Genomic DNA, 13,045 nt, shown 5'->3' on the forward strand with positions numbered 1-13,045 from the left:
TGCCACATACAAAAGTTGCAGTTAGTCCTGCAAATACTTTTACCAAAGATGCCCGAGCAGGAGCCAACAAATTTGACAGTTGGCTCAGACAGATTTCAGACGGCTATATAACTTTGGATAGGCTGGCCATGGCTGCCGGATCCATACCTGTAATCGGCAATGCAATGGCCGTTGTTGATACCATGTTTGCGATTAGGGATATGGTTAACAAAAGAAATACCGATACGCTCGACTGGATGAATTTGGCCATCAGTGTTATCGGAATCATTCCGGGAGCCGGTAATGCCGCAAGGGTAACATTACGCCCTACCCTGCATTTAGTACGTGACCAGGCATTGCGACACAAAGGATTTCTCACTGAAGCGGCTGTTACAGCAATCGTGGACCATATTTTGGCAGGACACAAGAGCGATGTTGAAAAATATGTAGAAACCATTCAAGGACAAATAAATAGCATGCTCAAAGAAGTCAGCCGGCATGCCCAACGAACCTTGTTGACCAGTGCGGATGCCTTATCAAAAATAGCCTCCGGCCAAGTTTTTGACACCCGTTCATTACATCAAAAATCAAATGATACTTATCGCAAGGGAACTGTATGGACAGAAGAGGGTCGCAATTTATATCGTGTGGCGGCGGGATATAAAATCGAAGCTGTTGCAAAAGATGCGGCAAATGCGGCTATTGCCAGGATAGTTCCCGGACCAATTAAAACCAAATTGGGAACAATCGCAGAACAATTGAAGGGATATAGCCATAAAGTGGATGCCCGGATTATGGGTCTGGCAGGGGATTTATTAAAATTATTAAGCTTACTTTTAGAGGCACTTAAAAGACGTAAAAATCATGGCCGTTCGGCTGCAGTTACTGGTAAAGCTCAGAAAACCAACCCAAATGCCCGCCTAGATGCATCCACTCAGCAAAATAAAAGTAAAGACAAGCCTTCTGACTGCAAAAGTTGCGGTACTGGTGCTTCTAAAAAATCTATTGATTTTGCTACCGGACAGGAAACCTTCACCCATACCGACTTTACCTTGCCCGGCATTATGCCGATAAGCTGGGGTCGTACCTACTGTTCCGGCCTTATCACCTATGAAAAAGGTGAATTGGGCGCACGCTGGATTACCCCTTATACCGCCCGCATCGGTATCCGCAAAAAAGAATTGTTGTATCACACCACTGACGGTCGGACCGTGTCTTTCCCATTATTGGAACCTGACAGGGCTTATCACCATCCGATAGAAGATTTTACGCTGATGCGGGTCAGTGAAGATATGCTGACCCTTAACGTTGGCAAAGATCTGCTGGAGATTTATGAGCGTTATGGGAATGCTTTCCGATTATCGGCCATTAAAGATCGCAATGGTAATGCACTTGGTTTCCATTATTCAGGGCAGCATTTGATTGGGATTAATGATACCAACAACCGCCTGGTGGTTATTCACTATAACGAACAGGATAAAATCAGCCGTATTGAATTAGCCGGTGATAATGCCCGTTTATTGGCAAGCTACGAATATGATCAGGCTGGAAATCTTATCAAGGCTACTGATGAGGCGGGAGACGTTTACGAATATGCTTACCAAGACCACTTAATCACGCGTTATACGGACCGTACCGGTAGAGGTGTCAACCTTGAGTGGCAGGGACGTCGCCATTGGGCTAAATGTATTCGGGAATATGCTGATGACGGTAGCGGAGAATTAAGGTTGCGATGGGATGAAAACATCCGTGAAACAATCGTAACTGATGCTTACGGCCATGAAACCAGTTATTTGTATGATGCGGAAAATTATACTTACCGGATTATTTATCCTGATCATACTGAAGAATGGTTTTTCCGAGATGAGCGTAAAAACATTACGACCCATATCCATCCTGACGGTAGCGAGGACAATTACACCTATGATGACAAAGACAATCTGCTCGAGCACATCCGAGCCGATGGCAGTGTCGTTTCTTTCGAATACGATGCCGATAATAATCTGACTGCCGTTACCGACCCCGAGGGACACCGCTGGTTGCGTCAATATGATGCCAATGGCAACATGATTCTCGAAACAGACCCCGAAGAGAACGAAACCCGCTATCGCTACAATGATGCAGGCTTACCGATAGAAATCACCGACGCACTGGGTGGCATTAAAACCCTGACTTGGACGAAGGATGGACAAATTGCAAGTCATACCGACTGCTCCGGCTATACCAGCCGCTGGCAATATGACGACAGAGGCCGTCTGCAAACCCAAACCGATGCCGAAGGCAATAGCACACACTATAGCTACGACTCAAGGGGCAATCCCGAGGTTGTGGTCCAAGCAGACGGCACGAGGGAATCCTATCTGCATGATGCGGAAGGCAGATTGCTTGAGCATACCGATCCACTCAAGCAAAGCACCCGCTATACCTACGATAAAGGCGGCCGTCTCTTCATCCGTACCGATGCACTCGGACAACAAGTCCAATACCGTTACGACCTCAATAGCCGTTTGGTCGGGCTGCTGAACCAAAACGGCGATCTTTACGGCTTCCGCTACAACAGCGTCGGCGCGCTGACCGAAGAAAAAGGCTTTGACGGTAAAATCACCCGCTACCATTACACCCAAGGCAGCGGCGTACTCGAACGCATAGACGAAGCCGGTACCGTCACCAAATTGGACTACGACCCCGCCGGCCGTATCGAAAGCCGCAGCATCCTTGTGACCGATGAAAACGGCGAGACACACGAAACCGACAAAGAAAACTACGCCTATGACCCAAGCGGCAGGCTGGCAGGAACCCAAAACGCCCACAGCCGCCACCAATACTTCTACGACAAACTCGGCAACCTCATCAGGGAATACCGCCACGACAGCCTGGACGGCACAGCCCGAAGCCACGTCTGGCATCACCGCTATGACGCATTGGGCAACCGTACCGAAACCATCCGTCCCGACGGGCAGCGTATCGGTTACCTCCACTATGGCAGCGGCCACCTGCACGGGATTACCCTCAACCGTAACGAAATAGTCGCCTTCGAACGCGACAAACTACACCGCGAAACCGAACGCACCTTTGGCAAACATATCCGCCAACAAACACAATACGACCCCATGGGCAGAATCCTGCAGCAAATCCACAACCGCAGCCGGCGCGAATACGGCTACGATGCCGCCGGACAACTGACCCATATCCAAAGCAGAGGAGGTCAAACCCAATACCGCTACGACCCCATCGGCAGACTGATCGCCGCCGTCACTCCCGACTTTAGCGAAACCTTCGCCTTTGACCCAGCCGATAACCGTCTTGACCTAAGCGGCAACAAACAAGACCATACAGGCCAAACAAACAGCCAAGAAAAACCGTCCCTAAACAAAGTCTGGGGCAACCTGCTTAAAGAGTACGCAGGCGTACACTACGACTACGACCAACGCGGCAACCTGATCCGCAAAACCCGCAATGGCGAAACCACAGACTACCATTGGAACGGCTACAACCAACTCGTTAAAATAGAAAACCGCAACGGCAGCACCGAATACCGTTACGACCCCTTGGGCAGGCGTACCGCCAAAATCCGCAACGGAGAAACCACCGTTTACCACTGGCAGGAAGACACCCTTGCCATCGAAAGCACCAACGGACAAAATACCCATTACCTGTTCGAACCCGGTACATTCGAACCGCTGGCGCAATTTCAGACGACCTCGCCGATAGGCATAGAAAGGGAAGACAAACCCGCCGAACCGTACAGCTACGACCCCGAAACCGATCCGCTGCTGAAAATCCCGCCCGAACCCCAAGAGCAGTCCGAAGTGCGGCCCGAATTGGTTTATTACCAACTCGATCATCTCGGTACGCCGATTACCGCGCACAATGCCAAAGGCGAAGCCATATGGACGGCGGAATACGAAGCATGGGGCAGAATCCGTAACGAAACCGTTTCAGACGGCCTCAAAGTCAACGTCCCGTTCCGCTTCCAAGGTCAGTATTACGACGAAGAAAGCGGGTTGCACTACAACCGTTTCCGGTATTACGACCCGCAGATTGGAAGATTTATTAGTCAGGATCCGATTGGGTTGATGGGTGGCATTAACTTATTTGAATATGCTCCCAATACCACTAGATGGATTGATCCTTTAGGGTTAAATAAAAAAACAAAACAAAATAAATCTTCTCAAACAAATAAGAATCAAAATGATGGTTGTAATACCCCTAGCTTAGTTGATGTATATCATTACACTGATGAAAAAGCATATAAGGCTATTATTTCACAACGACCAAATTATCTATTCAAAGCATCACAGCCTGACTCAGTGCATGCAAAAGGAGTTTATGTTACCCCTATGTCTCCATCTCAAATTTTACATAAACCAGGAGGATTTAAAAGTTACTTAGGAATAACAAAAGAAAAATCTCAATATTATTTCAAGTTTAAAGTTGAAAAATGTAAACTTAAAAAGATTAAGGGAATGAGAGGTAATCACGTATGGTTCTCTCCAACAAATTTACTTGTAACTCAGCACCAAATGTTGGAGCATGGTAAAACTGCTAAATAATTAACACAGGATTATTGATATGAATATAACAGGAATGGAATACTTTGTTATCTCAAATAAAAAACCTGATATTGTTTTGAATGGTTTCAATAAAGCAATGGTTGAGCTATGGCCAAATTGCATTATTTATGAGAATGACAAACTATTTGATGGCAGTTTTTTTTATGGGTATGTTAAAGATCATGAAATGGAGAATTTCTCAGATGAGAATGCCTATAAACTCGATCAACATGGAGAAGGTCAAATATCATTGGCATGCCAGTACTATCGTTCATTAAGAATGAATACAATGGCAGATTATGCGTATTATGATGGATATGAAGACCTATATGATGACTGTCCTAAAGACAGTATCTTGAGAAAGAATATTTTTATACTTCATGAAGTATATTACTACACTCTTATATTACCGGGTACACATGAACATCCTTTTAGCAGAAAAATAATTAATATTTTAGAGGAAATTCTTTTACAAGAATCTGCAATATAATTCGATTAATCAAGAATATAGAGATGATTTTTAAAAATTTTGAAGAGTTTGAATCGATTTTAGATAAATTATTTGATGATGAGTAATATGAAGTAGCTGATAAAATCATGGAAAATCAAATAGATAATATTTGCAGACTATCTTCCTTGGAAGAAATTGATCAGTATCTATGGTTTTATGCTTCTGTCGCTGGAGATTGCGAATCTTTCGGTAGATTTCAGCAATTATGTAGACAATTAGTGTCTTTAAACAAGATAAAATCGAGTGATTTAGCCAAATATGAAGAAAAATGTCCTGCTAATAGGTGGTATTAGATAAGGGTAGGTTGGATTGAAAACCCAACACATATAAAGGTCGTCTGAAAAGTTCTCCCCTTTTTCAGACGGCCTTTCAGTTAAAAAATAGGATCGGTTAATATGCAACTCTATACAATTTTCCCTCAAAAAAACATTAATGTTGATTTTTCTTTTAATTTAAAAGGTAACAACAAGGATAGCATTTCAGACTATTTTAAATTTAATATTGATGATAGCTTCCTAAAAAAACCTCGTATAAATCTGACATATGACGATGAGTTTGAATCTCAACTTTCTGAAATTTTGGATGCGGATTTTTATTTCTCATCTTCAGGGATTTTATTGTTTTCAAAAAAATTTCTTGAAATTTCACAGGATAAATTGAAAGAGGAAGCTCTATTTTTTCCATGTCTAATCAACAATACTCCATCTGATATATATGCTTTGTATATAAAAAACAGTATTGATTTTCTAGATAATAATTCCTTAGATTGTTATAAAGATATTTCTTATAAGTACATATTTAGAGACGAGTTAAAACCTTATATATATGGGGTTACGGATGAATTTAAAAAGATGGTCATAGAGAATAATTTAAAAATGCAATTCCTAGAATTATACAATATAGATAATATGGGAAATATGTACTTTATTCTAGAATAATATAGGCTATTCTTAGAGAAGTAAGAGGAAGTCGGGTTGAAAATCTAACCTTTATAAAGGTAGTCTGAAAAGCTTGAACCCCTTTTCTGACAGCCTTAAAAAGTAAAATCACCCGCTACCATTACACCCAAGGCAGTGGCCTACTCGAACGCATAGACGAAGCCGGTACCGTCTCCAAACTGGACTACGACTCCGCCGGCCGTATCGAAAGCCGCAGCATCCTTGTGACCGATGAAAACGGCGAAGTACAAGAAATCGACAAAGAAAACTACGCCTATGGCCCAGGCGGCAGGCTGGCGGAAACCCAAAACGCCCACAGCCGCCACCAATACTTCTACGACAAACTCGGCAACCTCATCAGGGAATACCGCCACGACAGCCTGGACGGCACAGCCCGAAGCCACGTCTGGCATCACCGCTACGACGCATTGGGCAACCGTACCGAAACCATCCGTCCCGACGGGCAGCGTATCGGTTACCTCCACTATGGCAGCGGCCACCTGCACGGCATTACCCTCAACCATAATGAAATAGCAGCCTTCGAACGCGACAAACTACACCGAGAAACCGAACGCACCTTTGGCAAACATATCCGCCAAGAAACACAATACGACCCAATGGGCAGAATCCTGCAGCAAATCCACAACCGCAGCCGGCGCGAATACGGCTACGACGCCGCCGGACAACTGACCCATATCCAAAGCAGAGGAGGCCAAACCCAATACCGCTACGACCCCATCGGCAGACTGATCGCCGCCGTCACACCCGACTTTAGCGAAACCTTCGCCTTTGACCCAGCCGACAACCGTCTCGACCTAAGCGGCAACAAACAAGACCATACAGGCCAAACAAACAGCCAAGAAAAACCATCCCTAAACAAAGTCTGGGGCAACCTGCTTAAAGAGTACGCAGGCGTACACTACGACTACGACCAACGCGGCAACCTGATCCGCAAAACCCGCAACGGAGAAACCACAGACTACCATTGGAACGGCTACAACCAACTCATTAAAATAGAAAACCGCAACGGCAGTACCGAATACCGCTACGACCCCTTGGGCAGGCGTACCGCCAAAATCCGCAACGGGGAAACCACCGTTTACCACTGGCAGGAAGACACCCTTGCCATCGAAAGCACCAACGGACAAAACACCCATTACCTGTTCGAACCAGACACTTTTGAGCCGTTGGCACAATTTCAGACGACCTCGCCGATAGGCATAGAAAGGGAAGACAAACCCGCCGAACCGTACAGCTACGACCCCGAAACCGATCCGCTGCTGAAAATTCCGCCCGAACCCCAAGGACAGTCCGAAGCGCAGCCCGAATTGGTTTATTACCAACTCGACCATCTCGGTACGCCGATTGCCGCACACAATGCAAAAGGCGAAGCCGTATGGACGGCCGAATACGAAGCATGGGGCAGAATCCGTAACGAAACCGTTTCAGACGACCCCAAAGTCAATATCCCGTTCCGCTTCCAAGGTCAGTATTACGATGAAGAAAGCGGGCTGCACTACAACCGTTTCCGGTATTACGATCCGCAAATTGGAAGATTCATTAGTCAGGATCCGATTGGGTTTGCCGGTAGTGATAATTTCTATGAATATGCGCCAAATCCAATTGTTTGGGTCGATCCTTGGGGTTTACAGAAACGAGAACCTAATTATGGGCGGACAGGTTGTGGATTAAAAGGAATGGTGAAGTTTCAGGACCATCATATTATCAGCGATACAAATAAATATACTAAGAATCATCCCTTATTAATTAAGGCTGGTGGAGTAGGGCTATTACAAAATCCGAGGAATAAAATTATGCTTCCAACTGATCCTTCATACCATCCTACGAAATCAATTCATTGTGGAAGACATGATGAAGTAGTCAATCGTTATTTATCAGAGCAAATGGATAGTGTTGTTAGAGATGGGAAACAGAAAAAATGGAATCAAGAGCAATATAAATCAGCACTTTTTGGAATAATGGATGCAGAGAGAATTAAGTTAATATCAGGGGAAAGAGCACTTAATAAGAATAGAAGGAAATGGGCGAAACCATTACCTGGGCAATTATGATTAAATGATTAAGGAAGAAAGAAATGGCAAAGCGTATATATGAATTAAATCAATCTGGGAAATTTTCAGCTTTTTATTTAGATCAAGATAAATTTAGTTATTTCGGGTTTTGTGACTCAACAAGATTAAGTTTAGATTTTATACCTAGATTTGAAATAGAAGCAAAAAGTACGAAATTAAAAAACCATCATATACTACTGACTAATGCAACAACCATTTTAGTAGATAGAAAGTTAGCTGATTTTTTAATAAATAAATATAATCAAGAAATTCAGATAATTCCCATTGAATTGGTATGTAAAGATACTATTCTGTCGGATAAATATTTTCTAGTTAATTCGTTACATACTGAAAATATAATTGATGAACAAGAATCAGAAAGAATTTATATCGATGAGAATACTTCGTTTTTATCATTGGATAATATGAAATTAAATGATAATTCACTGAAAGTTATAGGTATTGGTAGGCATAACAACCCAGCATATTCAACGAGCTTATTTTTTTCTGATGAATTGATATTTGAGTTGCATGAACATGGGTTTGATAAAGGATTTATATTTGCTTAGTTAATTTTAGCTTAGATTAAGATCAATGCTTTAATAAAGATTATTAATAACCTGATTCTAATCAAATATAGTAAGAGGTTACTAATATGTTAGAAAAATTGAAAATTAGATTTAATAGTAAACAAAAAGAAATATTTGAGATTTTAAAAAGCCCATCATTTTTTCATGGGAATTTTAATCTTCAAGGGTATTTTGTTATTCATAATAAATCAGAGGCTCAAGATTTATATGAAACGCAAGATCCAGATTACACCATATATAGCAGCTATCCAGATTTGCTTGGAGAAAGAACCCCTCTGACTTACCTTTTTGAAGGAATGACCATGGAAGCAGAATTAAAAGCAGAATATTTGTGGAAAACCTATAAAGATCAGTTATGGAATTTAATTTTACAGCTACAACAAGAAAATCAAGATTTGTTTCCTGAGCCGTTTATAGATTTTGTTTATAATGACTTCTTAACTTTTGCTGCATATGGGATCTTTTCTAAAATAAAAGATGATTTTATTGAAAAGCAAATTGAAGTCTATAAAAATGGTGGCTTTCCTTGTGGTTGGAAAGGGGAGTTTCCGGATGGTGTAATGGTTGTTTATTCGCCTGAATAACTGTTTGTCTTTCTATTTGTTAAAAAGTAAAGTAAGGCCGTCTGAAAAGCTTGCCCTCTTTTCAGACGGCCTTTAGATTGGGAAGCCGTTATTCGTAAACATGTAAGAGGTAAATAGCAATGAAAAAGAATTTGAATCAAATACTTGAATTAGCGCAACCTGTGGTTGATTTTTTGTCTTCAGACAGTTTCTTTTCCCGTCCTTATGACGGCGATCGTGAAAGATTTATCGTTACCGCCTCTCCGGAGGAAGCCAGATATCTGTTAGGCGATGAATGGGATGAGTGGCAGGAGATTATAGAAACTCAGCAATTCTCGGATTTGGAGGATTTCGATTGGCACTACTTAATTAGTAGTAAATTAATTAAGACCAATTGCCTGGGGGCTCTAGATAAGAATTTACATGGGGCAGATAAAAAGCTCACGATAGAGGGTGTAGTAAACTTCCTTGAGGAAACAATGCCTTATTATATGAAAATTTTATTGAATTGTTACGCCAATAACTATATACCGGAAATTTGGAAAGATATTTTGTATGTTTTCCAGCATAACGGTTTCCCTTGCGGTTGGAAAGGAGATTATCCGGAAGGGAAAATGATCGTTTTTTCTAATGAATAAATGATGAGAAAACTGTACCCCGTTTGAAATCTTAATTCATGTGTATGGGTGGGTTTGAAAAGGTCGTCTGAAAAGCTTGCCCTCTTTTCAGGCGGCCTTTAGATTGGAAAGCCGTTATTCGTAAACATGTAAGAGGTAAATAGCAATGAAAAAAACTTGGAATCAAATACTTGAATCAGCGCAACCCGTGGTTGATTTTTTGTCATCAGACAGTTTCTTTTCCCGTCCTTATGATGGCGATCGTGAAAAATTTATCGTTACCACCTCTCCGGAGGAAGCCAGATATCTGTTAGGCGATGAATGGGATGAGTGGCAGGAAATTATAGATGTTCAACAATTCCCAGATTCGGATGATTTTGATTGGCACTACTTGATTGGTGCTAAATTAACTAATACCAATTGTCTGGGGGCTCTAGATAAGGATTTTCATGGGGCAGATAAAAAACTCACAGATGAGGGAAGTGGAGCAAATTTTATTGAGGAAACAATGCTTTATGATATGGATATTTTATTGAATTGTTATGCCAATAACTACATGCCGGAGATTTGGAAAGATATATTATATGTTTACCAACATAACGGTCTCCCTTGCGGCTGGAAAGGAGATTATCCGGAAGGAAAAATGATCGTTTTTTCTAATGAATAAATGATGAGAAAACTGCACCCCGTTTGAAATCTTAATTCATGTGTATGGGTGGGTTTGAAAAGGTCGTCTGAAAAGCTTGCTCTCTTTTCAGGAGACCTTTTCAGTTAAAAGTATTGGATCGCCATAAAGTAAAGATATTCGGGCAACTACCAAACCCTACAGCTACGACCCCGAAACCGATCCGCTGCTGAAAATCCCGCCCGAGCCCCAAAAGCAGTCCGAAGCGCAGCCAGACTTGGTTTATTACCAACTCGACCATCTCGGCACACCGATTGCCGCACACAATGCAAAAGGCGAAGCCGTATGGAAGGCCGAATACGAAGTATGGGGTAGAATCCGTCAAAAAACCGTTTCAGACGACCCTAAATCCAACATCCCGTTCCGTTTCCAAGGTCAGTATTACGACAAAGAAAGCGGGCTGCACTACAACCGTTTCCGGTATTACGACCCTGAAATCGGGCGGTTTGTGAGTCAGGATCCGATTGGGTTTGCCGGTAGTGATAATTTCTATGAATATGCACCTAATCCAATCAGGTGGATAGATCCTTATGGGCTTGCTCCATGCAAGAAAAAAGTTGCCAATCCAAGAATTAATATGGAACATATTTTTCATGGGGAAATTAATCGTAAAGGGCAGGCAACGGGATTTCATCATGAAGGATCAATTGGGCATAATACTAGAGCAAGAATTACGAATATTACTCGGAAACAGAATCTACATGGGGTATATGTAGGAAATGTTGAAATTTTTGATTCCACAAAAGGAAAATGGATTAAAAAAACGATAGCTTCATCGTTTTATCCTAAAACATGGTCTCGAAGCCGAGTAATTTCTGAGATTAAAAGTGCATATCATAATGGTTGTATTATTGGAAATAAATTTTCTGGAGTATCAACTAGCGGTGTTGTAATCTCAGGATATGTTAATCAAAAAGGATATGATATTAATACAGCATATCTGATTTATTAAGGATTTTTATGTATTTTTATATAGATAGTTATAACATCTGCAGAGTCAAACGTAACAATTTAAAATTTTCTGATGAAATAATTGCAGATTTTCTGGAAGAAGATGTCATGGGAGTAGAAAATAATGTTGATTTAATAATAGACAATATTAGTCAAGTTCAAAACGGTAAGATAGAAATTTGGGAAGGTACGGGTAATGCCCACACAATTTCCATAACAAAAGATAAGATAAATATTTTTAACGAATTTACTGAAATGGAAGTAACTATTTATGACTTTGAATACTTTTTGTCCCTTTTATATCAATGGAAAAAATTGATTGAAAGTAGGAACTAATTGCCTAATATAGTTAGTTCTATCGCTGACAACGGTAATAAACTGCTTCCAAGGTCAGTATTACGACGAAGAAAGCAGACTGCACTACAACCGTTTCCGGTATTGTGAGCCTGAAATCGGGCGGTTTGTGAGTCAGGATCCGATTTGGTTGAAAGGCGGGGGAAATTTGTATACCTATGTTGTCAACCCGACTTTATGGATTGATCCATTGGGGTTGGATCATAGAAGTGTCTTCTGGAAAGCTGAGACTTTTGCAAAATAGACAATACAAAATATGGAAATAACATTATTCATGGTAAAATTGCTTGGAAAAATTTTTAGATGACCTTCCATCTTTTATAATTATTCACGCTGCCAGTATTTAGATGATGTTTTTTAAAAGGAATTTTATGAAAAAATTATTGATTGTTTTATTTGTTGCAGACGCATTGAGTGCCTGCTCGGCAATTAAGGATAATTCAGAGGCAAGTTTTGCATCTCATCACCACCAATTTAGCGTATACAAAACAGGCAAAACTGCGCTTCCTATTCCTGCCAGTGCGCAAGATTGGGAAAAATATTCCGTCGCTAAAACATCCAAACTAATTGATGTTCCGTTACAAGAGAAGAAAGTCTATTACTTTACGCCCAAATTCAAACTGGCAAAACGTCCTGCTAAAGGAGGTTTTTATCGCGAGATTTTGGGTAAGACCGCTGATGGAAACTTAGTGATTCAGGATTTTTATCAGGATAGTGGAACTAAACAAATCGACCCGGCTGTGGTCTCGGTTAAAAATGAGAAAAACTCTGATTCTTCAGCAGTTGAGGATGGTATCTTAACTTTCTACTCAGAGGATGGGAAGGTATCCAGTTTCAAACAAACAGATGTTGCGCGCAATGAAGTTGTCTATGGCAATTATGTGGATGGCAAACTGGTCATGACGATTGAAACCGATCTCAAAGAGGAAAATGTACTCACTACGTTTTTTTATCCTAATGGTAAGAAAATGATTCAAATTCAGGGATCTATTTTTAGTGGAGAGGAAGAATATTTTGATGATGACGGGAAATTGTTATTTAGCCAATTAACCAACGAGTTTCCCAAAGAAATAATGGAGTCGGAAGAGAAATATAATAAACTGATCGAGAAACTAAGTGAGTTAAGTCTTAAAAAAGTTGAAATTCTTGAGAAATTAGGTGTTTTACCTTAATAAGGTGTTGAAAGGTCGTCTGAAATTTATACATTTCAGACGACCTTTTCAGTTAAAAAT

At 41.2% G+C, this 13,045-nt stretch carries 12 protein-coding genes; all 12 read left to right on the forward strand.

Going from position 1 to position 13,045, the window contains the following annotated elements:
• Positions 1-773: 773 nt before the first annotated feature.
• The 12 genes from ACMYUL_RS07735 (at position 774) to ACMYUL_RS07790 (ending at position 12,985) form a co-directional block, all read left to right on the forward strand.
• Positions 774-4,532 carry an RHS repeat-associated core domain-containing protein gene (locus ACMYUL_RS07735; RefSeq protein WP_415772917.1) on the forward strand — a complete coding sequence of 1,253 codons (3,759 nt, stop codon included), beginning with the start codon at positions 774-776 and terminating at the stop codon, positions 4,530-4,532.
• Between the two features lie 19 nt (positions 4,533-4,551).
• Complete coding sequence (locus ACMYUL_RS07740) at positions 4,552-5,022, forward strand: hypothetical protein (protein WP_415769774.1); 471 nt, start codon at positions 4,552-4,554, stop codon at positions 5,020-5,022.
• A gap of 416 nt (positions 5,023-5,438) precedes the next feature.
• Positions 5,439-5,981, forward strand: coding sequence for a hypothetical protein (locus ACMYUL_RS07745; RefSeq protein ID WP_415769776.1), 543 nt, complete (start codon positions 5,439-5,441; stop codon positions 5,979-5,981).
• A gap of 224 nt (positions 5,982-6,205) precedes the next feature.
• A complete protein-coding gene (locus ACMYUL_RS07750) occupies positions 6,206-8,053 on the forward strand; it encodes an RHS repeat-associated core domain-containing protein (RefSeq protein WP_415769778.1) in 1,848 nt (615 codons plus the stop codon).
• A gap of 23 nt (positions 8,054-8,076) precedes the next feature.
• Positions 8,077-8,622: a hypothetical protein gene (locus tag ACMYUL_RS07755; protein ID WP_415769780.1), complete on the forward strand. Its 546-nt coding sequence runs from the start codon at positions 8,077-8,079 to the stop codon at positions 8,620-8,622.
• A gap of 86 nt (positions 8,623-8,708) precedes the next feature.
• Positions 8,709-9,227 carry a hypothetical protein gene (locus ACMYUL_RS07760; RefSeq protein ID WP_415769782.1) on the forward strand — a complete coding sequence of 173 codons (519 nt, stop codon included), beginning with the start codon at positions 8,709-8,711 and terminating at the stop codon, positions 9,225-9,227.
• Positions 9,228-9,346: 119 nt separating this feature from the next.
• Positions 9,347-9,844: a hypothetical protein gene (locus ACMYUL_RS07765; RefSeq protein ID WP_415769784.1), complete on the forward strand. Its 498-nt coding sequence runs from the start codon at positions 9,347-9,349 to the stop codon at positions 9,842-9,844.
• 145 nt (positions 9,845-9,989) lie between these two features.
• A complete protein-coding gene (locus ACMYUL_RS07770) occupies positions 9,990-10,490 on the forward strand; it encodes a hypothetical protein (RefSeq protein WP_415769786.1) in 501 nt (166 codons plus the stop codon).
• A gap of 235 nt (positions 10,491-10,725) precedes the next feature.
• On the forward strand, positions 10,726-11,460 hold the full coding sequence (locus ACMYUL_RS07775; RefSeq protein ID WP_415769788.1) for an RHS repeat-associated core domain-containing protein: 735 nt from the start codon (positions 10,726-10,728) through the stop codon (positions 11,458-11,460).
• Positions 11,461-11,468: 8 nt separating this feature from the next.
• Positions 11,469-11,795: a YacL family protein gene (locus ACMYUL_RS07780; protein ID WP_415769790.1), complete on the forward strand. Its 327-nt coding sequence runs from the start codon at positions 11,469-11,471 to the stop codon at positions 11,793-11,795.
• A gap of 37 nt (positions 11,796-11,832) precedes the next feature.
• Positions 11,833-12,057, forward strand: coding sequence for an RHS repeat-associated core domain-containing protein (locus ACMYUL_RS07785; protein WP_415772919.1), 225 nt, complete (start codon positions 11,833-11,835; stop codon positions 12,055-12,057).
• A 127-nt stretch (positions 12,058-12,184) separates the two neighbouring features.
• Complete coding sequence (locus ACMYUL_RS07790; protein ID WP_415769792.1) at positions 12,185-12,985, forward strand: hypothetical protein; 801 nt, start codon at positions 12,185-12,187, stop codon at positions 12,983-12,985.
• The last annotated feature ends 60 nt before the right edge of the window (positions 12,986-13,045 follow it).

It is taken from the genome of Neisseria sp. CP9, from assembly GCF_047758525.1.
GTDB lineage: Bacteria > Pseudomonadota > Gammaproteobacteria > Burkholderiales > Neisseriaceae > Neisseria.

Bases quoted from the DNA above. Each gene is read 5' to 3' on its own strand.
- ACMYUL_RS07735 (WP_415772917.1), top strand. From the start codon at position 774: ATGGGTCTGGCAGGGGATTTATTAAAATTATTAAGCTTACTTTTAGAG.
- ACMYUL_RS07790 (WP_415769792.1), top strand. From the start codon at position 12,185: ATGAAAAAATTATTGATTGTTTTATTTGTTGCAGACGCATTGAGTGCC.
- ACMYUL_RS07760 (WP_415769782.1), top strand. From the start codon at position 8,709: ATGTTAGAAAAATTGAAAATTAGATTTAATAGTAAACAAAAAGAAATA.
- ACMYUL_RS07780 (WP_415769790.1), top strand. From the start codon at position 11,469: ATGTATTTTTATATAGATAGTTATAACATCTGCAGAGTCAAACGTAAC.
- ACMYUL_RS07765 (WP_415769784.1), top strand. From the start codon at position 9,347: ATGAAAAAGAATTTGAATCAAATACTTGAATTAGCGCAACCTGTGGTT.
- ACMYUL_RS07755 (WP_415769780.1), top strand. From the start codon at position 8,077: ATGGCAAAGCGTATATATGAATTAAATCAATCTGGGAAATTTTCAGCT.
- ACMYUL_RS07740 (WP_415769774.1), top strand. From the start codon at position 4,552: ATGAATATAACAGGAATGGAATACTTTGTTATCTCAAATAAAAAACCT.
- ACMYUL_RS07745 (WP_415769776.1), top strand. From the start codon at position 5,439: ATGCAACTCTATACAATTTTCCCTCAAAAAAACATTAATGTTGATTTT.
- ACMYUL_RS07770 (WP_415769786.1), top strand. From the start codon at position 9,990: ATGAAAAAAACTTGGAATCAAATACTTGAATCAGCGCAACCCGTGGTT.